The organism is Tabrizicola sp. (assembly GCF_030373185.1).
Taxonomy (GTDB): domain Bacteria; phylum Pseudomonadota; class Alphaproteobacteria; order Rhodobacterales; family Rhodobacteraceae; genus Tabrizicola.
Genome location: NZ_JAUCZH010000007.1, coordinates 319257 through 343743 on the forward strand (window position 1 = coordinate 319257; position 24487 = coordinate 343743).

Consider the following 24487-nt stretch of genomic DNA (forward strand, 5'->3'; position numbering starts at 1 on the left):
AGGCCGCCCATGAAACAGCAGACCCTGACCATGCAAGACGCCCTGAATACCGCCAAGATGCTGTCCGAGGCCCTGCCCTACCTTCAGCGTTTTACTGGCGCGGTGGTGGTGGTGAAATTTGGCGGCAATGCCATGGGCGATGATGACGCTATGGCGGAATTCGCCCGCGATATCGTGCTGATGCGGCAGGTAGGGGTGAACCCGGTGGTCGTTCACGGCGGCGGGCCGATGATCAACGACATGCTGAACAAGCTGGGCATCAAGTCCGAATTCGTGCGCGGCAAGCGGGTGACGGACAAGGCCACCGTCCAGGTGGTCGAGATGATCCTGTCGGGCCTTGTGAACAAGCGCATCGTGCAGGCGATCATGGATGCGGGGGGCCGCGCCGTTGGCATTTCCGGCAAGGATGATGACCTGATGGTCTGTGAGGCAGACGATCCCGAACTGGGCTTTGTCGGCCGCCCGATAGAGATGAACGTGCAGGTTCTGCGTGACCTATACGGCGCGGGGATCATCCCGGTCATCGCCCCGGTCGGCACAGGCATGGCCGATAACGAAACCTTCAACGTGAACGGCGACACCGCGGCCGGGGCCATCGCTGGGGCCTTGCAGGCCGACCGTCTGCTCTTGCTGACCGACGTGCCGGGGGTGAAGGACGCCAATGGCAATGTCATGACCCAGATCACCCCCGAGGAAATCCGGCAGATGACGGCAGACGGCGTCATCTCGGGCGGGATGATCCCGAAGACCGAGACCGCGCTGATGGCGATTGAAAAGGGAACCCGGGCGGTCACGATTCTTGATGGCCGTATCCCCAATGCCTGCCTGCTGGAACTGTTCACCGACCACGGGGCGGGCAGCCAGATCCGGGCCACCGCGCCTCGCGTCAAGCCCCACGCCCGCAGTTGACCCCGGCGCGCCAAAAGCCTTTGAAGGCTTATGCATATCTTTTCGAGAATTTTTCCGCGCTGGAAACCGGGCGCGGCTATCCCTAAGTTGGCAAGGGCGCAGAAAGGTCTGATCCCTTGGAAAACGAGATCTTCATTCGTGTTGCCGTCTTCTTCTGCGTCCTAGCCGCGCTGGCCGCCCTTGAGCGGCTGGCCCCGCGCCGTGCCATGGTGCAGCCACGCGCGCGCCGCTGGTTTACCAACCTTGCGCTGGTGGTGATTGACACGCTGACCGTCCGCGCGCTGGCCTTCGCCCTGCCGATCCTTGCCGTTGCCGCTGCGGTGGATGCCGGACAACTGGGCCTTGGGCTGTTCAACTCTCTGCAATGGCCGCTCTGGCTGGAACTGCTTCTTGCCGTCCTGATCTTTGACTTTGCGATCTGGCTTCAGCATCTGATCACCCACAAGGTGCCACTCTTCTGGCGGTTCCACTGCGTGCACCACGCTGACCGCGATTTCGACGTGACCACCGCCTTGCGGTTTCATCCGGTCGAGATCGCCGCCTCGGCCCTGTTGAAAGTGGGGCTGGTCTATGTGATCGGCCCATCGGCGCTTGCGGTGATTGTCTTCGAGATCCTGCTGAACGCGACCGCGATGTTCAATCACGCCAACCTGCGCCTGCCGCTTGGGTTGGACCGGGTGGTCCGGCTGGTGCTGGTCACCCCGGACATGCACCGCGTTCACCATTCGGTGCATCGCCACGAACATGACAGCAACTACGGCTTTTCATTGTCGGTCTGGGACCGCATCTTTCGCACCTATGTGCCGCAACCTGCGGCAGGACACGATGACATGACCGTGGGGCTGGAATGGCAGGACGACCGACCGATGAAGCTGGGCTGGGCGCTATGGTTGCCGTTCAGACGCTGACGGCGCGGCTGGCGGCGGAATGGCTGGAGGTGCTGGGCGGTTTCGCCATCAATCAGGACGAAGACGGCCTGCCCGCCGGAACCCGCACCCTTCTGCTGATCGGCCCGGCTGAACCCGGCTTCTGGCTGCATCTGACCTCGCAGCCGGAATGGGACGGCACGCCAGACCCGGTTGACCGCTGGTCGCGCCGGGTGATCGGGCGGCTGGCCTGCGACCTTGGGGCCAAGGCGCTGTTTCCCTTTGGCGGGCCTCCGTATCATCCGTTCTACCGATGGGCGCTGCGCAGCGTGCAGGTCTGGGAAAGCCCGGTCCGGCTTCTGGTCCACGCCCGCCAAGGCCTGATGGTCAGCTTTCGCGGCGCATTGGCGTTGAAAGAGCCGGTTGCGGTGCCTGCCCCCGCCTCCCGCCCTTGTGACAACTGCCCTGCGCCCTGCCTGACCGCCTGCCCGGTTGGCGCCCTTTCCGGCACGGGCTACGACCTTCCCGCCTGCCACGGCTTCCTTGACCGGCCCGAGGGGAAGGACTGCATGACCGGCGGCTGTCTGGTTCGCCGCGCTTGCCCGGTATCGCAAAGCTATGCAAGACTGCCTGAACAGTCGGCCTATCACATGAGGCGGTTCCACAAATGAAGCGGTTGATCCTGACGCGGCACGCGAAATCTTCATGGGACGATCCGCTGACCCCGGACCATGACCGCCCCTTGAACGACCGCGGCAAGGCCGCGGCGGCGGATCTGGGGCAATGGCTGGCCAGCCGAGGGCATATTCCGGGCGAGGTCTTGTGTTCCGACGCGCTGCGGACCCGGAAGACCTTTTCCGGAATTGCCCCGGCGCTACCCGGCACACCGGTTCTGGAGTTGAAGCCGGCCCTCTACCATGCCGGGCCGGATGTGATGATGGCGGTGCTGCGCCATGCGTCGGCGGACACGGTGATGATGATCGGCCACAACCCCGGCATCGCGGAATTTGCGGCACGGCTGGTGGCGCATCCGCCGGCGAACGCCGAATTCGCCCGCTATCCGACCGGGGCCACGCTGGTGGCGGAGTTCGATGTGGATGACTGGTCCAAGGTCAGCTACGGAACGGGGGTGACGGTGGATTTCGTCATCCCGCGAGAGATTGTTGCCTGACACTTTCCCACAGTGGGCCTCCTGATCACCCTGAGTTATTTCAAAGGGTTGTCTGTGGGCATCAGGGAAATGTAAAGGTTTGCCTGCATCATTTCAGGCGTGGGAAAGCCCTGCCCGCCCGATCCCGCCCAACGCCTGTCGTCAGGCGACGCGGCGGGCGACGGGCGCGAAGGGGCTGAGCTTCAGCCAAAGCTGCATCGAATGGCTGACGGCTGGATCGCCGTCCAGCTGGACGCGGCCAGCATCCACCTCGGACCCAAGTCGGGTCAGGCCCATCCAGATCGAGGTCATGGTCTTGAGCGAACTGGTGACCAGAAGATCAACCTCAAACCCCGGATCGAAGCTGCAAAGGTCGACGTTGTCGGATTCGACCACCAGCCAGTAGTTGCGCTGGGTTGGCGCAAGTTCGGGGAACAGGAACTGGATCGTGCAGCGGCGCGGCGGCAGGGGTTCAGGGTTGAGGTTGCGGCGCATGTCCCACATCAAGAGCGACGGGTCGAGATTGCGCAGGGATAGCCGGGATTCGACCCAGCGCTGACCCCAGCTGCCGATGCCGAGGACGAGGGGGCGAAGCTCCTCGCCCGCCTCGGTCAGGTGATAGTCGAAAGCGCCGGACGCGGTGGGGGCGGTGCGCACGACGCCAGCAAGTTCCAGTTCCTTCAGGCGTTTGGACAGAAGCGTGGGGGACATGCGCGGCAGGCCGCGGCGCAGGTCGTTGAAGCGGGTGCTGCCACACAGCATTTCGCGCAAGAGGACGACCGTCCAGCGTGAACAGAGGATCTCGGCTGCCATCGAGACCGGGCAGAACTGGCCGTAGCTGGCTGTCTCGGACATGGGCTTCCTCCCTCGTGACAGTTTGGTGCAGGGTAACACCCGGCGGCCCCATCCCCTAGTACAGTTCGTGGACTGGCCGGGGCGGGCCGACAGGGTGAGGATGGGGCATTCAATGCAAGGGAGTGCAGCCATGACTTTGATCCAGGAAATACAGGACACCAAGACCCGCGATGTGGTGGCGATTGCCGAAAGGCTGGCGCCCACCTTTGCGGAAGGGGCGGAACGGGCGGATGAGGAAGACCGGTTTGTCGCCGAGAACTATGCCATCTTGAAGGACGCAGGTCTGATCGAGGCGGGCGTTCCACTCGAACTGGGCGGCGGCGGGGCGGACGTGCGCGAACTGGCCACGATGCTGCGCGTTCTGGGCCGGGCCTGCGGATCGACGGCCCTGGCGTTTTCGATGCACACGCATCAGGTGGCGATTCCGGCATGGCGCTGGCGGCATCAGAAGGTTCAGGCGGTTGAGCCGTTGCTGAAGCGAATAGCGGCAGAGCGGATCGTGCTTCTCTCCAGCGGCGGGTCAGACTGGATCAACGGATCCGGCGTGGCGCGCAAGGTGGAAGGCGGCTACCGGGTATCGGGGCGCAAGATCTTTACCTCGGGCGCGGCGGCGGGGGATGTGTTCATGACCGGCGCCGTCCTGGAGGAGGACGGCGAGCGTCATGTGCTGCATTTCGGCGCACCGATGAAGGCGGCGGAAGTGCGGGTGCTGGACACCTGGCATACGCTGGGCATGCGGGGGACCGGGTCGCATGACGTGATGCTGGACGAATTGTTCGTGCCGGACGCGAGCGTGGCCTTGAAGCGCAAGTCGGGTGAGTGGCACCCGCTCTTTCACACCATATCAACCATTGCCTTCCCGCTGATCTATGCGGCCTATCTTGGGGTTGCTGACAGTGCCTGCCGCATTGCGCTGGATCTGGCGCGGAAGCGGCCGATGACGCATGACATGCGGGCGCTGGCCGGGCGGATGATGACGGAACTTCGCGGGGCAGAGGTGGCGCATGCGTCGATGCTGGCGGCGGTGGAACGCAATGCGCCGTCGGCCGAGACCGTCAACGACGTGATGATCGGCAAGAGCCTTGGGGCGGATCATGCGATCCGGGCGGTGGAACTGGCGATGGAGCTGGCCAGCGGGGCCGGGTTCTACCGCGCCGCCGGGCTGGAGCGCCGGTTCCGCGACATACAGGGCGCGCGCTACCATGCCATGCAGCGGGGCGCACAGGCGCAATACACCGGCGCGATGGCGTTGGGCGAGTCGGTGGCGACGGTGTTTTAAGCCTTCGCTCAGACCTGACTGCGCAGCAAAAGGGTGACACCGGCGGTGATGATCGCCATGCCAAGCAACTGGCGCGCGCCAAGCCGCTGGCCGAACACAAAGCGTGAGACGGCCAGCGCCATCAGCACCTCGACCAGCGCCAGCGTCCGGACGTTTGCGGCGGTGGTCAGCGAAAAGCCGATGAACCAGAACTGCGAGGCGAAGGCGCCAAGGAAACCTGCCAGCAGCGAGGTGCGCCAGACGCCGAAGGAGGCGATCAGCGCACCCCGGTTGAAGACCGCAAGCCAGGCCAGCAGCATTGCGCTTTGCAGGGCAAGGCTGAGGACAAGGATGGTGGAGGCGCGGATCAGGAAGCCACCCTCGACCAGGCTCAGGATACCGCCGCGAAAGCCGATGGCGGCGAGGCCGAACATGAGCCCTGCGATCAGGCCGGTGGCGGCCGGGCCAAGGTCGCGCAGCATCATGCACGTCGTCTCGGGCTTGGTTGACAGAATCACGACGCCAGACGTTGCCACCACGACTGCGACAAGGACCGGCAATGTCAGCGGGTCGCCGATGGTGGCGGCGGCGATCAGGGCGACCATGACGGGTTCGGTCTTGATCCATGCGGTGGTGACGGCGAAGGAGCGCGATTTCATCGTGACCAGCATCAGCGCGGTGGCAGCGATCTGGGCTACGGCGCCAAGCGTGGTGTAGGCGAGGCTTGCGGCATTGACGCCGGGGATGCCTTCGCCCGTGCCAATGCTGGCTAGCCAGAGGAATACCGCCGCGAAGGGCAGGCCAAAGACAAAGCGGACCTGCGTGGCGCCAAGGGTGCCGATCCGGGCGGTCAGGCCGGACTGCGCGGCATTGCGGGCAGTCTGGGCAGCGGCGGCGATCAGCGTCGCCAGAACCCAGAGGCTGCCCGCCACTTACGCCCCCCGCACCGTGTCGATCATCAGTTGCACGTTGTCGGGGTTGGCGTCCGGCGTGATGCCATGGCCAAGGTTGAAGATGTGCGGGCCACCCGAAAACGCCTTCACCACATGCCGCGTCGCCGTGACCAATGCCTGACCGCCGGTGACCATGTGTTCGGGCGCAAGGTTGCCCTGCACGCAACCATCAATCTGCACATTCGCCGCGGCCCATTCCGGGCTGACCGAATTGTCGATTGCCACGCAATCGGCCCCGGTGCGGTGGGCAAAGCCGATGTAGCCCTGCCCCGCCTCTCGCGGGAAGGCGATGATCGGGGTGGCAGGGTGGCGGACCTTCAGCGCGGCGATGATCTTCGCGGTGGGGGCTTCGGCGAAATCGCGGAAGTCTTGACCCTTGAGTGACCCGGCCCAGCTGTCGAAGAGCTTTACCACCTCGGCACCTGCTTCGATCTGGGCAGAAAGGTATTCCACCGTCGCTTCGGTGATCCGGTCGATCAGGGCCTGAAAGGTGGGGCGATCGGTATCTTTCAGCGCATGCGCGGCGGCCTGATCCTTGGAGCCTTTTCCGGCGACCATGTAGGTGGCCACAGTCCATGGCGCGCCGGCAAAACCGATCAGCGTGGTTTCCCTTGGCAGTTCACGCGCAAGGATGCGGACGGTCTCATAGATAGGCGAGAGGGTGTCGTGGATCGCCTCGGTCGGCTTGAGGGCGTTCACCTGGCCCATGGTGGTGGTGGTCTCCATCCGTGGGCCTTCGCCGGTTTCAAACCACAGCTTCGGGCCAAGGGCCTGCGGAAGCAGCAAGATGTCGGCAAACAGGATCGCGGCATCAAATCCGTAACGGCGGATCGGTTGCAACGTCACTTCGGCGGCAAGTTCGGGATTGTAGCAAAGCGACAGGAAATCCCCCGCCTTGGCCCGTGTCGCCCGGTATTCCGGCAGATAGCGGCCCGCCTGGCGCATCATCCAGATCGGCGGGGTGGGAAGCGTTTCACCGCCGAGCGCGCGCAGGATTGTCTTGGTCATGTAAGCCTCATCATCATTTCCCCATGGGTCCGACGGGGGAGTGTGGTTGTCAAGAGTTGTCAGGCTTGATTGACAGCGTTATGGCTTGGGGCATGAGCGATAATCTGCCCTCCCCCGCCCGCCCGCTGAAGATCGGAACCCGTGGTTCGCCGCTTGCGCTGTGGCAGGCGCATGAAGTGCGGCGTTGTCTGCGCGAGGCGTTCAGCCTGCCGGAAGCGGCGTTCGAAATCGTCGTGATCAAGGTCACAGGTGACCAGATTCAGGACAAGGCGCTGCGCGAGATCGGGGGGAAGGGTCTGTTCACCCGCGAGATCGAAGAGGCGCTGCTGGATGGCGGAATCGACATCGCGGTCCATTCGATGAAGGACATGCCGACGGTTCAGCCCGAGGGTCTGATCCTTGACTGCTATCTGCCGCGCGAAGATGTGCGGGATGCTTTCGTATCGCCGGGCGTGCCATCCCTGGCGGACCTGCCGCACGGCGCGGTGGTGGGGTCTTCGTCATTACGGCGCAGGGCGCAACTTGCGCTAAGGCGGCCAGACCTGAAGCTGGTAGAGTTTCGCGGCAACGTGCAGACCCGGATGCGCAAGCTGGAAGACGGAGTGGCACAGGCGACCTTCCTTGCCATGGCGGGCCTGAACAGGCTGGGCATGGCCAGCGTTGCGCGCGGGCCGATCGCGGTGGAGGAAATGCTGCCCGCTGTCGCCCAAGGTGCCATCGGGATCGAACGGCGGGAACGCGATGCGCGGATGGCCGGGCTTCTTGCGGCGATCCATCACCGCGAAACCGGCGAACGACTGGCGGCCGAACGCGCGTTTCTGGCGCGGCTGGACGGGTCTTGCGAAACCCCGATCGCTGGGCTGGCGCTGATCGAGGCGGACACGCTGTGGCTCCGGGGCGAGATCCTGCGGCCTGATGGATCAGCCTCGGTCACGGGTGATTTGCGCGGACCAGTGGCGGATGGGGCCGAACTTGGCCGAACGCTTGCAGCCGAACTTCTGGGCCGGGCCGGGCCGGGATTCTTTGACTAGGTCGGCCATCGAGCCGACTATTGGGCTGACGCTCTTACAAATCCGGGACAGAACGGTTACATCCGAGCGATCCGAGATAGGGCGTTGCGGGTGCCAGAGACCGAACTTGAAGCCAGCGTGAAAGCTGCCTTGGCCGAACCGCCCCAACGGGTGCGGCGGCTGGTCCTGACCGACGGGCGGCGGTTCTGGCTGAAACGCGTGGAGCGGCTCTCCGGGCGGCTGCGGCTGCAAAAGGGCGATCCTGCCCGGGCATTCGAAGCCGAACGGGCCGGGTTGAAGGCCATGGCGGCTGAAGGTCTTCCGGTTGCCGCTGTCGCGCTTGAAGGGCCGGACTGGGTGGTCATGCCGGACGCAGGCCCGGTGTTGCCAGAGGTGGTGGCCAATCGGAACCTTACAACAGCCGAAAGACTCGTTCCCTTCGCGCAGGCCGGACGGGCGCTTGGTCAAATCCATTGGGCCGGGATGGTGCATGGCCGGCCTGCGGTGCGCGACATCTGTTGGGACGGCAAGCAGGCGCGGTTCATTGATCTGGAACGGTTCCGCTACGGGCGTCGCGGCGGCATCCAGCAGGCGGCGGATGTGGTGATCTTGGCGCAAACCGCCTTTACACTGTGGCCCGATGAACCACGCTGGCTGGATGCGGCGCTGGCGTCTTACGCCGTGAACGCGCCGGAACGGGCTATGGCGCAGGTGCAGCGGCTGGCAGGTTGGCTGACCCCGCTTGGCTGGCTGGCATCAGGCCTTGCGCGGGCCAAGCCGCAAAGCCGCGAGTTGCGGGCCGTGGGCCTGACCTTGGCCCGGCTGCGCGCGGGATGACCGGGCAAGCGGGGAGCATTGCGGAAATGAACAAGCTCATGGTCAGTCCTGCGCGCGCAGTGTGCGGGCGGGACGGACCGCAAGCGGGCGAAGCGCAAAGGCAAGACCGGCCAGCAAGGTTGCCAGAATACCGCCAAGAACGATTCCAAGGGCCGAGAGCGGTTCAAAACGGTAGCTGCTGTCCATAACGAAGGTCATCACCGCCCATCCCGCAATTCCCCCCGCCGCGACGGCCACAGCCCCCGCTGCAGCCCCCATCAACGCCGAGCGGAGGGCGAAGCTGGACAGGATCTTGCCCCGCGTCGCGCCAAGCGTCTTCAGGATCGCGGATTCGTAGATCCGGGCGCGTTCACCTGCCGCTGCCGCACCGATCAGCACCATGAAGCCGGTCAGAAGCGTGCCGCCCGCCGCCCATGCGGTTGCGGTGGCGATGGCCGAAAGGGCTTCGGCCACGCGGTCCACCGCCTCGCGGATGCGGATTGCGGTGATGTTCGGCCAGGTCTTGGTCACATCCTTCAAGATCGCGGCCTCAGCCTCGGGGGGGGCATAGACGGTGGCGATATGGGTATGGGGCGCCCCGGAAAGCGCGGCCGGGTTCATCGTCATGATGAAGCCGATCCCGGCGTTGGAGAAATCTACCTCGCGGAACGAGGTGATAGTGCCGGTGATGTCCCGGCCCAGGATGTTGACGGTCAAGGTGTCGCCAAGGGAAAGGCCCATCTCCTCGGCTTCTTCTGCCGCAAAGCTGATCTGGGGCTCGCCTGCGTAATCTTCGGCCCAGAAGGTGCCAGCGGTGATGCGGGTCTTTTCACCAGGGGTCGCGGCGTACGTGATGCCCCGGTCACCCCGCACGACCCAGTGATCCACGACCTCACGCGCGGGACGACCGTTGATCTGGTTGACGACGCCGCGCAGCATCGGGGCGCTTTCCACATCGGTCACCGCCGGGTCCTCCGTGATACGGGCAAGAAACGGCTGGATCTGGTCGGGCTGGATGTCCACGAAGAAGAAGGCGGGCGCGCGGGTTGGCAGGTCAGTGGCGATGGCCGAACGGAGGTTCCAGTCGATCTGACCCACCGCCGCAAGGACCGACAGGCCAAGGCCAAGCGACAGGATCACCGAGGTGGTGTCAGACCGGGGCGCGCCGATGGCGGCAAGGGCCGCTCGAAGGGCCGGACGGCCCCGGGTAGCCGGGGTGCGGGCGATGCGGCGGGCGGCGCGGCGCAGGGCGATAGCCGCAAGTGACAGGATCACAAGCGCGCCAAGGATGCCACCCGCGGCCCCAAGGGCCAGTTCGGGGATGCCGGAAAGCCATGTGGCGCTGGCAATCAGGGTGACCGACAGAACCAGAAGTGCTGCAAGATAGGGCCAACGAGGCCAACCACGCGTGCCAGACCCGCCGCGGTACAGCGCCGCAGGGCGAATGCGTTCGGTGCGGGCCAAGGGCAAGAGCGTGAAGATCAGCGCGGAGAGCGCGCCGTAGAACGCTGCCTCGACCAGCGCCATGGGTGACAGGCGGATGGTGGCGGGGAACGGGAGCGACGCCTCGATCAGCGGGGCGGCAAGGACAGGGATGATCGCCCCGAGGACAACGCCGATTGCGATGCCAAGCCCCGAGAGGAGGGCGGTTTGCCACAGGTAGACGCGGAATATCAGCCCACCTTCGGCCCCAAGGGTTTTCAACGTGGCGATGGTTTCGGTCTTGCCGTCAAGATAACTGCGGATCGCGGCCGATATGCCGACACCGCCCACGGCCAGCCCGGCAAGGCCGACCAGCACCAGAAAGCTTCCGATCCGGTCCACGAAGGATTCGATCCCCGGGGCGGCGTTGCGGCTATCGGTCCAGCGCATGCCCTTGTCGCGGAACTGCGCCTCGGCCCGGGCTTTCAAGGCTTGCATATCCGTGCCGGGGGGAAGGGTAAGCCGGTAGCGGGTTTCATAAAGCGACCCTGCGGTCAAAAGGCCGGAATCCTCCAACGCATCGGTCCGCACCACGGTGCGCGGGCCAAGGGCAAAGCCGGTGGAGGCGTTGTCGGGTTCACGAACCATCGCCGCCGTCAGGCGAAAGTCCTGTGTCCCAAGCCGGAAGGAGTCGCCAAGGCTCAGATCAAGGCGGTCGATCAGAACCGGGTCCATCACCGCGCCGGGCAGGCCGTCTTGCGTGGCCAATGCCTCGGCCACCGGAATGGCTGGGTCTAGCGTCGCGGCACCAATCAGGGGCCAGCCGCCATCAACCGCCTTGACTTGCGTCAGGGCCTGATCGCCCTCGGTCAGGGCCATCGACCGGAAATCATAAACCTCGGAGACGCGGATGGCGATGCTGTCCATCCAGGCGCGTTCGTCGGGGTCGGCCGCGCGGTAGGTGAACCGCATCTCGGCGTCACCTCCAAGGATCACAGCGCCCTGATCGGTCAGCCCCTGCTGGATGCCGCTGCGGAGCGTGCCAACGGCGGCAATGGCTGCGACGCCAAGGGCCAGACAGGCAAGGAAGACACGGAACCCGCGCAACCCGCCGCGCAGTTCCCGGCGGGCGATGGTGAGTGACAGGCTCATTCGGCGGCCTTCGCAAGTTCTTCGGGGGCAAGTCGGCCATCGGCAAGCCGGACAACCCGGTCGCAGCGCGCGGCAAGTTCGGGCGCGTGGGTCACAAGAACAAGCGTCGCGCCGTGCCGGTCACGCAGGCCAAAAAGCATGTCCATGATCGCCTGCCCGTTCACACCGTCAAGGTTGCCGGTAGGTTCATCGGCCAGCAGGATCGCAGGGCGTGGGGCGGCGGCGCGGGCCAATGCCACGCGCTGCTGTTCGCCGCCGGACAATTGCGCGGGGTAGTGATCGACGCGGTGACCAAGGCCAACGCTTGCCAATTCTTCCTGCGCGCGGGCAAAGGCGTCGGCCACCCCAGCCAGTTCCATCGGCAAGGCTACGTTCTCCAGCGCGGTCATTGTCGGAATGAGGTGGAAGGATTGGAACACAACCCCCATATTCCCCCTGCGGAAGCGTGCAAGCGCGTCTTCGTCCATCGTCGTCAGATCCTGGCCCAGTGCCAGAACCTTGCCGCCGGTGGCACGCTCCAACCCGCCCATGAGCATCAGGAGAGAAGATTTGCCAGACCCGGACGGACCGACCAGCCCCACCGTTTCGCCCTTTACGATGTCCAGCGAGATGCCCTTCAGGATCTCGACCGGACCGGCATTGCCGGCAAGGGTCAGGCGCGCATCGCTTAGCGCAAGAACGGGATCGGTCATGCAAATGGTCCTTTGGGTGGTGGCCTTAGGGGGATATGGCGCGCTGCGGCGAATGCGCAATGCTGCAATTGCAGTCTTGTCACTGTCAAGTTCGGTTTTGGCCGAGCCGGTCACGATCGTGGCACTGGGCGACAGTCTGACGGCGGGCTATGGGCTGGCTGATCAGACTGACGGGTTGGTGCCGCAACTGGAGGGCTGGTTGCAGGCCAAGGGTGCGGATGTCGCGCTTCAGAACGCCGGCGTTTCCGGTGATACGACTGCGGGGGGCCTGTCGAGGTTGGCCTGGGCCTTGGGGCCAGAGGTTGATGCGCTGATTGTGACGCTGGGGGGCAATGACCTGTTGCGCGGGCTTGATCCTGCGGGCAGCCGAGCCAATCTGGAAGGCATCCTGAAAGAGGCGACAGCCCGGGGCCTGCCCGTTCTGCTGGTGGCAATGGCCGCGCCAACCAATTTCGGACCGGAATACAAGGCGGCCTTTGACGCGATGTATGTGGAACTTGCAGCGCAGTACAATGCCGTCCTTGCGGAAGATTTCTTTGCGGGCCTGCGAACGGCCGGCGCAGACCCTGCGGACCCGGCGTCTTTGGCCGCCTTCATGCAGACTGACGGCATCCACCCCAACCCGGAGGGTGTGCGCCTGATCGTCGAGGGGCTGGGACCGAAGGTGGAAGAACTGATCGCGCGGGTCGGCAGCTAGCATAGCGAATTCTTCGAATGAATCGCGCCGGAGCCTTTCAGAACCCCGGCGCAGAGCCTTCGAAAACTCCGGTCCCCGTGACCGTGCCGTCAGTGACCCAGGATCTGGCTGAGGAACAGTTTGGTCCGGTCAGATTTCGGGTTCGAGAAGAACTCTTTCGGTTCGTTCTGCTCGACGATCTGGCCCTGATCCATGAAGATCACCCGGTTCGCAACGGCTTGGGCAAAGCCCATCTCGTGGGTCACGCAGATCATGGTCATGCCTTCTTCGGCAAGCTGGATCATCGTATCCAGCACTTCCTTGATCATTTCGGGGTCAAGCGCCGAGGTCGGCTCGTCAAACAGCATGATCCGGGGGCGCATGCAAAGGCTGCGCGCGATGGCGACGCGCTGTTGCTGGCCGCCCGAAAGCTGACCGGGATATTTGTGGGCCTGTTCCGGGATCTTCACCTTTTCAAGGAAATACATCGCGGTTTCTTCCGCCTCACGCTTGGGAACCTTGCGGACCCAGATCGGCGCGAGCGTCAGATTTTCAAGGATGGTCAGGTGTGGAAACAGGTTGAAGTGCTGGAACACCATGCCAACCTCTGACCGGACCTTGTCGATGTTCTTCAGGTCGTTGGTCAGCTCGGTGCCATCAACGATGATATGCCCCTGCTGGTGTTCCTCCAGCCGGTTGATGCAGCGGATCAGGGTGGACTTGCCAGACCCGGACGGGCCGCAGATCACGATCCTTTCGCCGCGCTGCACCGTCATGTTGATGTCGCGCAGAACGTGGAACTGACCATACCACTTGTTCATGCCAGTGATCTGGATGGCGATCTCGTCCGAGATCTGCATTTTGGAAGCTTCTGCCATGATTTATCCTTACCGGTGGTCGGTCTTGAGCTTCTTTTCCAGATACATGGAGTATCGGGACATCCCGAAGCAGATGACGAAGAAGATGGCGCCGACAAAGATGTAGGGCTCCCAGTAGATGCCCTTCCAGTTGATGTCGGCACGGACGATCTGGGTGACGCCTTTCAGCGGGTCCATGAGGCCGACAAAGGCCACCAGCGTGGTATCCTTGAACAGGCCGATGAAGGTGGAGACGATCGAGGGGATCGAAATCTTCAGCGCTTGCGGCAGGATGATCAGCCGCTGCGCGCGCCAATAGTCAAGGCCAAGCGCATCGGCGGCCTCATATTGGCCGCGCGGCAGGGCGGCAAGGCCCCCCCGGATCACCTCGGCCAGATAGGCGGCGGCGAAGAATGTCACCAGGATGATGACCCGCAGGATGATGTCGAAATTCGTCCCCGGCGGCAGGAAGTATTGCAGCAGAAGCGATGCGGTGAACAGAAGGGTGATCAGCGGCACGCCCCGGATGAACTCGATGAAGCCGACAGACAGCGACTTCACGATCAGCATGTCGGATTGACGTCCCAGCGCCAGCAGAATGCCGATCGGCAGGGAAAAGCTGATCCCGGTGACCCCGATCACGATGGCCAGAAGGAAGCCCCCGAACTGGTCGGAATTGATCGACCGAAGGCTGAACGGCAGCATGGATTGCAGCGAGTTGACCACCGGCACATCAAGATAAAGCCACCAAAGAACCGCCGCGACCACGCCCGCCCCCGCAGCCGGAGCGAGACCGATGAAGGGCGAGCCAAAGCGGAAAACCCCGTAAAGGATCGCAAAACCGGCCATTGCCACCAGCGGACCCCAGACCGACCCGCCCCAGAGCAGCCAGAAGCAAAGCGCCGGATAGGCGACGGTGAACCACAGTGTAAGACCGGGCCGCACCTGCGCAAGCGCCAGCAGCCCGACAACCAGTGCCACGGACAGCGCAAAGGCCAGAGCCGGTGCCTCGGCCAGCCAGAGCGTCCCCACAAGGAAAACGAGAACCACGCCAAGGATGAGCGTCAGGTTCCGCGTCTGCCCCGAGAACAGCACCGGCGAAAGGGCTGCGAACAGCAGGCCGAAAGCAAGGATCGGACGCCACCATTCCGTCGGCGGGTAGAAGCCGAAGATGAAGGCCCCCCACCATTGCCGGATCATCGCCCAGCAGGCGCCTGTCGCCCCTTCCCCAGCGCTTGCCGCAACAATGTCACGACACTCGCCCAGGGAAGACGCGGTCCAGACCGAGTTCAGCCACCATGGCAGCGATGCGGTAATAACCCACCAGATGATGCCAACCCCAAGAACGGTCAGCGCGATGTTGAGCGGGGTCGAGAACAGGTTCTCTCGCCCCCATTTGATTGCCCCGCGTTCGGTGACGGGCGGCGGCATGGGGGGCAGCATGTCGGTTCGGGCAAAGTGCTGATCCATCTTAGCGCGCCTTCAGCTGGACGGAGGAATTATACATGTTCATCACCGCCGAGATGATCAGACTGATCGAAAGATAGATCAGCATCATCAAGAGCATGCACTCAAGTTCCCGCCCGGTCTGGTTCAGCGTGATGCCGCCCAGCGTGCCGCGCAGGTCAAGGTAGCTGACCGCGATGCCAAGCGAGGTGTTCTTGGTCAGGTTCAGGAACTGCGAGATCAGCGGCGGGATGATCACCCGCAGCGCTTGTGGCAGGATGATCAGGTTCATCGTGCGGCCCGGCCGCAGCCCGAGTGCAAAGGCCGCCTCGGACTGGCCGCGACTGATGGCCTGGATCCCGGCGCGAACGATTTCGGCAATGAAGGCGGCAGTGTAAAGCGTCAGCGCAAGCAGCAGGGCCGTGAAGCTGTGGGCCACAAGGATGCCGCCCTGAAAGTTGAAGCCCCTCAGTTCCGGCACCTCAAGATGGAACCCCATCGCGATCAGCAGCGCGATCGTGGGGGCGAACAGCACCAGCAGCGATTTCCACCAGGTCACCGGGCGTACGCCGGTGTCCTCTTGTGTTGCGCGGGCGCTGACAAGGATGCGGCGGTTGACGAAGACCGAAGCGGCAATGACCAGGACAAGGGCAAGGAAGGTCAGGTTCAGCGTCATGAAGCCAAGGTCGGCCGACCCAAGGCCCCGCTCAAACAGTGGCGACGGGATATTCGTGCCGCGGTTGGTGATGGCCAGACTGTCCCACAGGATCATCGAGGCGGCGGGCGCCTCTCCGGCTGCGGCCATTTCGTCGGTGATGCGAAAGGCGTTGGGTGCGGGGGTCGTCTCGGACAGCAGAACATAGGACAGCAAGATCCACAGCAGCAGCGGAACGTTACGAAACATCTCGACGTAGACCGTCATCAGCCGGCTAACGAGCCAGTTCTTCGACAGCCGCAGCACCCCGATCAGCACACCAAGGATCGTGGCAAGGATACAACCGAAGAAGGCCACGACAAGCGTGTTCATCAGCCCGACCAGCAGGGCGCGGAAATGCGTGCTGTCGTTGGTGTAGGGGACAAGTTGCTGGCCGATGTCGTAACCGGCACGTTGCCACAGAAACGCAAAGTTGAACTGCTTGCCGCGCGCTTCAAGGTTCTGAACTGTATTGTTCAACAACCACGCCACAGCCAGAGCAAACAGCACCAGCACCACGATCTGAATCGTGTAGGACCGGTAGCGCGTATCGTAGATAAGCATCGAAAGCCGAAAGCTGTCTTTCGGCACGTCCGCGGCCATTGCCATGGCTTCCCCCTGTTTGCCGGACAGACGGCCCCGGGTTGGCCCGGTGGCGGCGGGGTCTATGCCCCTGGACTGTCAGGTTATCGTGTGAACGTCAAAATCGGGGGGCGCCGTTGTGGCGCCCCCCCGGGATCACTTCCTCAACGGAAGGGCGGTGCGTATTGCAGGCCACCCTGCGTCCACAGCGCGTTCAGGCCGCGGGCGAGGTTGATCGAGGTGCCTTCGCCGATATTGCGCGAGAAGATCTCGCCATAGTTGCCAACAGCGGCAATGGCATTCTTGAAGGCTTCGTTGTCGAGGCCGATCTTCGCACCCATGTCGCCCGAAATGCCGAGCAGACGCTTGACTTCTTCATCCGCAGTCGACGTCGCGACTTCACTGACGTTGGCCGAAGTCACGCCTTTTTCTTCAGCGACCAAAAGCGCGTAGTAGGTCCAGCGGACCACATCGCCCCAAGCCGAATCGCCATGGCGGACAACCGGGCCAAGCGGCTCCTTCGAGATGATCTCGGGAAGGATCACATGGTTGTCGGCATCCGGCATGGTCGCGCGGCTGGCGGCCAGACCCGAAGCATCCGTGGTGTAGGTGTCGCAGGCACCGGCCAGATACTGGCGCTGTGCTTCGCTGTCGTCGGCCACGGTGACCGGCTGGTAGTTGATGTTGTTCTGCTTGAAGAAGTCAGCCAGGTTCAGTTCGGTCGTGGTGCCGGTCTGGATGCAGACAGTGGCGCCATCAAGTTCCTTGGCGGACGAAACGCCGAGGTCTTTCTTAACCATGAAGCCCTGACCGTCGTAGTAGTTGACGGCCACGAAATCGAGCGCGAGTTCGCTGTCGCGTGAGAAGGTCCAGGTCGAGTTGCGGACCAGAAGGTCAACTTCGCCGGACTGAAGTGCGGTGAACCGGGTTTCACCGGTGGTCGGGACGAACTTCACCTTGGTCGCGTCACCCAGGACCGCGGCCGCGACGGCACGGCACAGGTCAACGTCAAAGCCGGCCCAGGTGCCGCTTGCATCCGGCGCGCCGAAGCCCGTCAGACCGGTGTTCGAACCGCAGATCAGCTCCCCGCGCGCCTTTACGTCGTCAAGCGTTCCGGCCATTGCCAGACCCGAGACGAGCGTTGTGGCAGCAAGCGTGCCGAAGAATACGGATTTTTTCATTACTACCTCTTCCTGAGTAAGCGGCCCTTCGCGGACCGCGTTTTTTGGAGCCCCGTGTCACTCACGGCGGCGCAACTGTTGGAGGTTTACCTCTCCCAGTGTTGGACAGTTTCGACTAAAGCGGTTTGAAAGGTCAAGCCAGTCTGGTCACAAACAGGAAAATCGCTTGTTTTCGGCAGCTTGGGCAGGATGATCGTCTTTTAGGCACCCTTCTGCACAGAGTTTGGGCAAACTTGTTACCCACACAATGCATAGAATCGGTTTGCCTGAACAAATGCGGCGTGTTTCAGGGCGGTGATTTCGGCCGCTTCTTCGTCTGCGCCCCAGGCTTCGATCTGCCAGTTCTCGTCAACGCGGCTCAACTCCCAGGCCTGCTCCACAGTCAGCCGCCCGCGGGTGACGGCAAGCGCCAGAACCAGAGAGCCGGACATGGCCACAAGGTCGTGAAAGGCGGAAAGCTGGAAGGGCGACATCGCCTGCACCGCGCCGTGAAGCGTGGCGAGGCTGGCTTCGGGCTGGCGAATGTGCATGACACCCGCAGTGGCAATCAGTGGTGCCTGAAGTTCGCGTGCAGCCCAATCCAGCAACGGATCCCATGCGGCAGCCTGACGGTCGATGAGCTTTGCGGGGCCAGTGGCACGGTAGCAGAGCAGATCAGACCCGCCATATTCCGCCAGCATGGCAACGACTTCGGCGAACTGCGGGGCGACCTTGTCGATGGCCGAATTCGCAGTGCGCGTGAAGGGCATGGTCGCGGGGTTCACCTTGCCCTCTTGCGCCTGCCACTCGGCGGCGACGGCTTGGGCCAAAGCCTTGGTCGGCAGGATAAGCGGCGCCTTACGGGGCGTGCGCAGCGGGCGGGCATCAAGGTGGACGGCAAAGCCCCCCGCCTCGGGGTGAACCGTCGCATCCGTCCAGAAACGTCGTGCAGACCAGACGCTCATCAGCCCAGCCTCACCGTATCGCCTCGAAGGGGTCGGCGGGAACGTCGGTTTCCTTCCAGTCAAGCAGCTTCCACGTCCGGGCCATGTGTTCGGGCAAAGGTGCGGTAAAGGTCATCTGCTTCTTGGTGATCGGGTGTTCGATCGTCAGGCTGCGGGCGTGCAGATGCAGCTTTCTGGACAGATCACCCCCCACGGCTGCCCCCCAGCCATCGCCAAGGTTATCCTGTTCGGATCCGCCATACTTTCCGTCCCCCAGGATCGGATGACCGATTTCCGCCATATGGGCGCGAAGCTGGTGTGTACGCCCCGTCACCGGTTCCAGCGCCATCCATGACAGGCGGGCACCAAGGAACCAAAGGGTGAAATAATCGGTCTGCGCCCGCTTTGCCTCGGGGTGGTCGGCCATCTTTGCGGGGTGAACGCAAAGCATCTTTTCACCTTCGCCGCCCCGACCCCGGCCCGGCGCCTTCATCAGGCCGAACTTGATAGAGCCTTGCCGGGGGTGCGGAACGCCAGCGACAACGGCCCAGTAGATCTTGCGCGCGGCGCGGTGGCGCAGCGCTTCGGACAGCGCGCGGGCGATGCGGTCCGTGCGGGCCAGCATCAGCAGGCCAGAGGTATCCTTGTCCAGCCGGTGAACAAGTTTTGGCTTGTCCTTGTAGCCGAACTTCAGCGCTTCGGTCAGGCCATCGACATGGCGGTCACCCTGACCCGACCCACCTTGCGACGGCAGACCCGGCGGTTTGTTCAGGATGATGATGTGCTCATCCTTCCACAGCACTGCCGACTGGATCATCTTTTCATCGGCGGCCGAGATCCCGCTGGGCCGCGGCCCGGCGGGGGCCGCCGCATCCGGCAGGGGCGGCACACGGACCAGCATGCCCGGTGCCACACGGTCAGACGCCTTGACCCGCGCGCTGTCCACGCGAACCTGCCCGGTGCGGCACAGCTTTTCCACGGCACCTTGGGTGACATGCGGAAAGCGGCGGCGCAACCACTTGTCGAGACGCTGTTCGCCCTCATCTTCAGTCACGGTCAAAAGCTGGACGGTCATGCGAAGCCTCGGGTCAGGGCCACGCCAAGCGCGACAGCGGCAAGAGAAAGCAGGACAGACCCCAGCACATAGCCAGCAGCGGGCAGGGTCTGCCCAGCCTCGATCAGCTTGAGCGTATCAAGCGAGAAGGCGGAAAACGTGGTGAAGCCGCCAAGAACGCCGGTCATCAGAAACAACTGCCAGCCTTCACGCGCGCCAAGCCAGACGAACAGCACGCCAATGGCAAAGCTGCCCAGCACGTTGACGGCGACCGTGCCAAGGGGCGCGCCGATCGCGGCAACCATCAGGTAGCGCAGCACGGAACCAAGGGCGCCACCAAGCGCGACAAGGGGAAGGGTCAGGGACATGCCCGTCCTTTGCGGCGGAAGGGGCGGATTGTCAATGCACAGGCACGATCTGGCCGTGTCGGGCCACATTCCCTCGAAGGAATTTTCAGACCTTTTCCAAAAGAGTTGCGCGCCTGATCAGCCGTCCCAGTCAGCCGTTTCGGTCAGCCGCCTTGGCGTTTGGCGCGGAGTTTGGCGAAGTAGTCGACCCGCTTCTTCAACTCGCGTTCAAACCCGCGTTCGGGGGGCAGATACCAGACCGGGCGCTTCATGCTTTCGGGGAAATAATCCTGCCCCGAAAAGCCATCTTCGGCGTCATGGTCATAGGCATAGCCCGCCCCAAACCCAAGGTCTTTCATCATCCGCGTCGGCGCGTTGAGGATATGCTTCGGGGGCGGGTGGCTGCCGGTTTCGCGCGCAGCCGCCCGCGCGGCCTTGTAGGCGACATAGACCGCGTTCGATTTCGGCGCGAGCGCGAGGTAAACCACCGCCTGTGCCAGCGCCAATTCACCCTCGGGGCTGCCCAGCCGTTCATAGGTCTGCCAGCTTTGCAGACAAACCTCTTGCGCTTGCGGTTCTGCCAACCCGATATCCTCGACGGCCATCCGGGTCAGGCGGCGGGCCAGAAAACGCGGGTCTTCGCCGCCTTCCAGCATCCGTGAAAACCAGTAAAGCGCTGCATCAGGGTCGCTGCCCCGGATGGATTTGTGAAGCGCCGAGATCAGGTTGTAATGCTCATCGCCCGACTTGTCGTATTTCGCGGCCCGTCGCATCAGGCGCTGGGAAAGCTGATCCCGGTCAAGCGGCGCGCCTGTTTTCCATGCAGTAACCTGTTCAATCAGATTGAGCAGCGCCCGCCCGTCACCATCGGCCATCTCCAGCAACGCCTCACGCGCTTCGCCCTTCAGCGGCAGCGCGCGGCCAAGGTCTTTCTCTGCCCGCTGGGCAAGACGTTCCAGATCGGCAAGGTCCAACCGTTCCAGCACGATCACCTGCGCGCGCGACAGAAGCGCGGCGTTCAATTCAAAACTGGGGTTTTCGGTGGTGGCGCCGACCAGAAGGATCGTTCCATCCTCCATATAGGGCAGGAACCCGTCTTGCTGGGCCTTGTTGAAACGGTGGATCTCATCCACGAACAGAAGCGTCCCTTGCCCGTTCTGCCGTCGGATCTTCGCCGCCTCGAACACCTTGCGCAGTTCTGGCACACCTGTGAAGATTGCGCTGATCTGGACGAAGGCAAGGTCTGTTTCAGCCGCCAGAAGCCTTGCGATGGTGGTCTTGCCGACACCGGGCGGCCCCCAGAGGACAAGCGATGACAAGGACCGCGCCGCAAGCATCGCACCAAGCGGGCCATCGGGCGACAGCACCCTTTCCTGACCGATGACCTCAGACAGGGTGCGGGGTCGCAACCGGTCGGCCAGCGGGCGCGGCGCGTCGGGCCGTGGAGAGGGAGCGCTGTCGAAAAGGTCGGCCATGCAGCGATCTTAGGGCTAGGGGTTGGAAACGGAAAGCGGCAAGCGCGTCAGCCTGGTCGCCCCGCGCCCGATAAACGGCGCTTGGCGGATGGTGGGATCCTCCGGCATGGAAGACCCCCTGCGAACCCCACCGCATGCACATCAATGCAGCTTCGTTGCCATGCTGATGGTCACACAGACAGAACGCGTGCCACCGGCATCCATGACCGGGCCGGACGGGACGCAGTCAAGCCCGACCCGACGGGCAAGGCGGGGCGAATGTTCCGGGATGATCCCCAACAGGGTTGTTGCCCCAAGGTTGCGGGCAGAGATGACCATCTCGTGGATCAGTTGCATCTGCACCCGCAGCCGGTCCGACGCCGGAACATCGTTCGACACGAAAACGCGACTGGATTCCCAGATGTTGGGATCAACCGGCGCCTCGAAGTTCAAGAGATCGCGTGGGATCGTCTCCAGAAGGCCCCGCTGCGCATCGCGGATCATGTAGGTATAGATGCCGCAGCGGTGGGTTGTGGGGGTCAGCCGGACACCTGCCATCACCTCGCCATCGCGATGCACACAAACCCAGCGGCTTGCCGGGGTGTCATACTGGTCGAACTCCATCCCGTTGGCTTCGGGCAAATCCCATTTGGCGTTCTGGATGAACGTCCGATGGCGCGCCCGGAACATGTTGGCAAAAAGTTCGCCGTGATTGTGCAGGTTGTCGTAAGACAACGTCGTGGCTTGCATTTCCCTCTCTCCTTCTTCTGGTTCGTCAAACCTGTCGAAAGGGACGGCACGGATCACAGCAGCCGGTATTCCCGCGCCTTGCGGATGGCCTCCGACGTGGTGCGGGCCTCCAGCCGGACGCGCGCCGACTGAAGCCGCGCCTTGAAGGCGCTTTCCGTAATGCCAAGCTTTTCCGCCGCCGCAGCGTGCCTGTCCCCATTGGCAAGGCATTGCAGCGCCTCGATCTGCGCTTTCGTCAGTTCGGAGGGCGGCTTTGCCTCGATATGCAGTTCGATGGTCAACTCTCGCAAGTGACCAAGTTCTTCATCGTCAAACTCCCGGTCCGATCGGCTGATGCCGACGATAGAGCGTGACGTAATTGGGCCGTATGACGATACGGCCCCGAAATTCAGGCCATGGCCGGCGGCTTTCTTCATGACACCAAACGGATCTGGAAGCGGGATGGCGCTCCACCTTGTGGTGCCTTCGACACCGACACCCCAGAACACAAGGGGATCGCGCAGATAATAGGAATGGCTGTTGTAGTGATCCACCCATGCGGGAGGGTAAGAGCTTTTGTAAACCAGTGGAGTCGCAAAACGAATGTGCAGCCCGACCGTGTACCCCATGGGGGCAAGTTGATCGAGCTGTTCAAGCAGCACGGCAATGGCTTTGCGTTCGGACATTTGGGACCACTTTAAAACTCGCACGATTCTACTGGAGATTGATCTTGGTCCTCGCGAGTGCAAGTGCAAGCTCAATTCTGGAATATGCGACGGAATATGCGGATTTCAGGAGGTTAGACGCAAAAAGGCCCGCCAGAGGGGCGAGCCTTCAAGGTTGTCGTCACCAGATCGGCTCAGCCCTCGGCAGCCTCGGTCCGGGCATGGTCGGCCGCGCCTTTGGCCGAAGTGTCACGGTCAACAAACTCGATGATCGCCATCGGCGCCATGTCACCATAGCGGAAACCGGCCTTCAGGACGCGGACGTAACCGCCCTGACGGTCCTTGTAGCGCGGGCCGAGAATCTCGAACAGACGCGCAGTGTGCATGTCCTGCTTCAGCTGGGCATGGGCCTGACGACGGGCGTGCAGGTCGCCACGCTTGGCCAGCGTGATCAGCTTTTCGATGATCGGGCGCAGTTCCTTGGCCTTGGGCAGAGTGGTCTTGATCTGTTCGTGTTCGATCAGCGAACCGGCCATGTTTGCGAACATCGCCTTGCGGTGTTCGTGGGTCCGGTTCAGCTTGCGGTAGCCGCTAGAGTGACGCATTGGAATCTCCTATCGCGTGTTTTGCTTTGTCCGGCGGGGCCTACTTCTGGTCCCGCTCACCTTGGGCTTTCGCCAGTCGTTCCCCGCATCGGCGGGCATTTGGTAGGGTGGGCCGCAGCCCACCCCGGTTCTTAAAACTGGTCTTCGAAGCGCTTCGCCAGATCTTCGATGTTCTCCGGCGGCCAATCTTCCACGTCCATGCCAAGGTGCAGGCCCATGCCCGACAGCACTTCCTTGATTTCATTCAAGGACTTGCGGCCGAAGTTCGGGGTGCGCAGCATCTCGGCTTCGGTCTTCTGGATCAGATCGCCGATGTAGACGATGTTGTCGTTCTTCAGGCAGTTTGCCGAACGGACCGACAGTTCCAGTTCATCAACCTTCTTCAGCAGAAGCGGGTTGAATTCGAGACCCGAATCCACTTCACCCAGCTTGGCCGATTCCGGCTCGTCGAAGTTGACGAAGATCGAAAGCTGGTCTTGCAGAATGCGCGCGGCATAGGCCACGGCGTCATCCGGCGTCAGGCTGCCGTCGGTTTCGACTTTCATCGTCAGCTTGTCATAGTCCAGCACCTGACCTTCACGGGTCGGCTGCACTTCGTAGCTGACTTTCTTGACCGGCGAATAGATCGCATCGATCGGGATCAGGCCGATCGGCGCATCTTCCGGGCGGTTCTTGTCGGCCGCGACATAGCCCTTGCCGGTCGAAACCGTCAATTCCATGAACACATCCGCGCCGTCGTCCAGATGGCAGATCACGTGATCCTTGTTCAGGATCTCGATCCCGTTGGATTCCGAGATGTCGCCAGCGGTCACGACGCCCGGACCCTTGGCCGAGATCGACAGACGCTTCGGCCCTTCGACTTCCATCTTGATGCTGACGCCCTTGAGGTTCAGCACGATGTCGGTCACGTCTTCACGAACGCCCGCCACCGACGAAAATTCGTGCAGGACGTTGTCGATCTGCACGCTGGTGATGGCGGCGCCTTGCAGGCTGCTCATCAGCACCCGGCGCAGCGCGTTGCCGAGGGTGAGGCCAAAGCCCCGCTCCAGCGGTTCGGCGATAACCGTCGCGGTGCGGGCGGCATCTGCCCCCGCCTTCACGACAAGCTGCGTCGGCTTGATGAGTTCCTGCCAGTTCTTATGGATCATGCTGAAGCCCCTATTCTTGTCCACTGCCGATGTCC

At 63.2% G+C, this 24487-nt stretch carries 25 protein-coding genes; 8 read left to right on the forward strand and 17 right to left on the reverse strand.

Going from position 1 to position 24487, the window contains the following annotated elements; all coding sequences use genetic code 11:
- Positions 1 to 9: 9 nt before the first annotated feature.
- From argB to QUV21_RS14910, 4 genes are all read left to right on the forward strand, one after another.
- Positions 10 to 909 carry an acetylglutamate kinase gene (gene argB, locus QUV21_RS14895; RefSeq protein WP_300855988.1) on the forward strand — a complete coding sequence of 300 codons (900 nt, stop codon included), beginning with the start codon at positions 10 to 12 and terminating at the stop codon, positions 907 to 909.
- Between the two features lie 116 nt (positions 910 to 1025).
- Positions 1026 to 1817, forward strand: a complete 792-nt coding sequence (locus QUV21_RS14900; RefSeq protein ID WP_300855990.1) for a sterol desaturase family protein — start codon at positions 1026 to 1028, stop codon at positions 1815 to 1817.
- The gene (locus tag QUV21_RS14905) at positions 1796 to 2446 is read left to right on the forward strand and encodes a ferredoxin (protein ID WP_300855992.1); all 651 of its coding nucleotides are present in this window, start codon (positions 1796 to 1798) and stop codon (positions 2444 to 2446) included. The genes QUV21_RS14900 and QUV21_RS14905 overlap by 22 nt, the downstream gene beginning before the upstream one ends.
- Entirely contained in the window at positions 2443 to 2946 is a 504-nt protein-coding gene (locus QUV21_RS14910; protein WP_300855994.1) for a histidine phosphatase family protein, read from the forward strand. The genes QUV21_RS14905 and QUV21_RS14910 overlap by 4 nt, the downstream gene beginning before the upstream one ends.
- Before the next feature lie 141 nt (positions 2947 to 3087).
- Here QUV21_RS14910 and QUV21_RS14915 read toward each other — a convergent pair whose 3' ends face one another.
- Positions 3088 to 3780 (reverse strand): helix-turn-helix domain-containing protein, encoded by a 693-nt coding sequence (locus tag QUV21_RS14915; RefSeq protein WP_300855996.1) that lies wholly within the window; start codon positions 3778 to 3780, stop codon positions 3088 to 3090.
- 130 nt (positions 3781 to 3910) lie between these two features.
- On the opposite strand from QUV21_RS14915, the gene QUV21_RS14920 reads away from it, so the two are divergent.
- The gene (locus QUV21_RS14920; protein ID WP_300855998.1) at positions 3911 to 5059 is read left to right on the forward strand and encodes an acyl-CoA dehydrogenase family protein; all 1149 of its coding nucleotides are present in this window, start codon (positions 3911 to 3913) and stop codon (positions 5057 to 5059) included.
- A gap of 8 nt (positions 5060 to 5067) precedes the next feature.
- Here the strand turns inward: QUV21_RS14920 and QUV21_RS14925 are convergent, their stop codons facing one another.
- Positions 5068 to 5970 (reverse strand): DMT family transporter, encoded by a 903-nt coding sequence (locus QUV21_RS14925; protein ID WP_300856000.1) that lies wholly within the window; start codon positions 5968 to 5970, stop codon positions 5068 to 5070.
- Positions 5971 to 6999, reverse strand: coding sequence for a uroporphyrinogen decarboxylase (gene hemE / locus QUV21_RS14930; RefSeq protein ID WP_300856001.1), 1029 nt, complete (start codon positions 6997 to 6999; stop codon positions 5971 to 5973).
- A gap of 92 nt (positions 7000 to 7091) precedes the next feature.
- Here hemE and hemC point away from each other — a divergent pair, with 92 nt between their 5' ends.
- Together hemC and QUV21_RS14940 are read left to right on the forward strand one after the other, a co-directional pair.
- Entirely contained in the window at positions 7092 to 8030 is a 939-nt protein-coding gene (hemC, locus tag QUV21_RS14935) for a hydroxymethylbilane synthase (protein WP_300856003.1), read from the forward strand.
- Between the two features lie 90 nt (positions 8031 to 8120).
- Positions 8121 to 8846, forward strand: coding sequence for a serine/threonine protein phosphatase (locus tag QUV21_RS14940; RefSeq protein ID WP_300856004.1), 726 nt, complete (start codon positions 8121 to 8123; stop codon positions 8844 to 8846).
- A gap of 42 nt (positions 8847 to 8888) precedes the next feature.
- Here the strand turns inward: QUV21_RS14940 and QUV21_RS14945 are convergent, their stop codons facing one another.
- Both QUV21_RS14945 and QUV21_RS14950 read right to left on the reverse strand, forming a co-directional pair.
- Positions 8889 to 11399, reverse strand: coding sequence for an FtsX-like permease family protein (locus QUV21_RS14945; protein ID WP_300856005.1), 2511 nt, complete (start codon positions 11397 to 11399; stop codon positions 8889 to 8891).
- The gene (locus tag QUV21_RS14950; RefSeq protein WP_300856007.1) at positions 11396 to 12091 is read right to left on the reverse strand and encodes an ATP-binding cassette domain-containing protein; all 696 of its coding nucleotides are present in this window, start codon (positions 12089 to 12091) and stop codon (positions 11396 to 11398) included. Before QUV21_RS14950 ends, QUV21_RS14945 begins: the two co-directional genes overlap by 4 nt.
- A gap of 52 nt (positions 12092 to 12143) precedes the next feature.
- Between QUV21_RS14950 and QUV21_RS14955 the strand changes: the two genes are divergently transcribed.
- On the forward strand, positions 12144 to 12788 hold the full coding sequence (locus QUV21_RS14955; RefSeq protein WP_300856087.1) for an arylesterase: 645 nt from the start codon (positions 12144 to 12146) through the stop codon (positions 12786 to 12788).
- 89 nt (positions 12789 to 12877) lie between these two features.
- Here the strand turns inward: QUV21_RS14955 and QUV21_RS14960 are convergent, their stop codons facing one another.
- The 12 genes from QUV21_RS14960 to QUV21_RS15015 form a co-directional block, all read right to left on the reverse strand.
- On the reverse strand, positions 12878 to 13645 hold the full coding sequence (locus QUV21_RS14960) for an amino acid ABC transporter ATP-binding protein (protein WP_300856008.1): 768 nt from the start codon (positions 13643 to 13645) through the stop codon (positions 12878 to 12880).
- 9 nt (positions 13646 to 13654) lie between these two features.
- The gene (locus tag QUV21_RS14965) at positions 13655 to 15094 is read right to left on the reverse strand and encodes an amino acid ABC transporter permease (RefSeq protein WP_300856009.1); all 1440 of its coding nucleotides are present in this window, start codon (positions 15092 to 15094) and stop codon (positions 13655 to 13657) included.
- A gap of 1 nt (position 15095) precedes the next feature.
- Complete coding sequence (locus QUV21_RS14970; protein ID WP_300856010.1) at positions 15096 to 16373, reverse strand: ABC transporter permease subunit; 1278 nt, start codon at positions 16371 to 16373, stop codon at positions 15096 to 15098.
- Between the two features lie 137 nt (positions 16374 to 16510).
- Positions 16511 to 17527, reverse strand: coding sequence for an amino acid ABC transporter substrate-binding protein (locus QUV21_RS14975; protein WP_300856011.1), 1017 nt, complete (start codon positions 17525 to 17527; stop codon positions 16511 to 16513).
- A gap of 236 nt (positions 17528 to 17763) precedes the next feature.
- Entirely contained in the window at positions 17764 to 18471 is a 708-nt protein-coding gene (locus QUV21_RS14980) for an ATP12 family protein (RefSeq protein ID WP_300856013.1), read from the reverse strand.
- 10 nt (positions 18472 to 18481) lie between these two features.
- Entirely contained in the window at positions 18482 to 19525 is a 1044-nt protein-coding gene (locus QUV21_RS14985; protein ID WP_300856015.1) for an RluA family pseudouridine synthase, read from the reverse strand.
- Positions 19522 to 19872 (reverse strand): fluoride efflux transporter CrcB, encoded by a 351-nt coding sequence (gene crcB / locus QUV21_RS14990; protein ID WP_300856016.1) that lies wholly within the window; start codon positions 19870 to 19872, stop codon positions 19522 to 19524. The genes QUV21_RS14985 and crcB overlap by 4 nt, the downstream gene beginning before the upstream one ends.
- A 143-nt stretch (positions 19873 to 20015) precedes the next feature.
- Positions 20016 to 21326 carry a replication-associated recombination protein A gene (locus QUV21_RS14995; protein WP_300856017.1) on the reverse strand — a complete coding sequence of 437 codons (1311 nt, stop codon included), beginning with the start codon at positions 21324 to 21326 and terminating at the stop codon, positions 20016 to 20018.
- Positions 21327 to 21467: 141 nt separating this feature from the next.
- A complete protein-coding gene (locus tag QUV21_RS15000) occupies positions 21468 to 22055 on the reverse strand; it encodes an acyl-homoserine-lactone synthase (RefSeq protein ID WP_300856019.1) in 588 nt (195 codons plus the stop codon).
- A gap of 53 nt (positions 22056 to 22108) precedes the next feature.
- A complete protein-coding gene (locus QUV21_RS15005) occupies positions 22109 to 22720 on the reverse strand; it encodes an autoinducer binding domain-containing protein (RefSeq protein WP_300856021.1) in 612 nt (203 codons plus the stop codon).
- Positions 22721 to 22893: 173 nt separating this feature from the next.
- On the reverse strand, positions 22894 to 23304 hold the full coding sequence (gene rplQ / locus QUV21_RS15010; protein WP_300856023.1) for a 50S ribosomal protein L17: 411 nt from the start codon (positions 23302 to 23304) through the stop codon (positions 22894 to 22896).
- A 131-nt stretch (positions 23305 to 23435) separates the two neighbouring features.
- Positions 23436 to 24452, reverse strand: coding sequence for a DNA-directed RNA polymerase subunit alpha (locus QUV21_RS15015; RefSeq protein ID WP_300856024.1), 1017 nt, complete (start codon positions 24450 to 24452; stop codon positions 23436 to 23438).
- Positions 24453 to 24487: the final 35 nt, after the last annotated feature.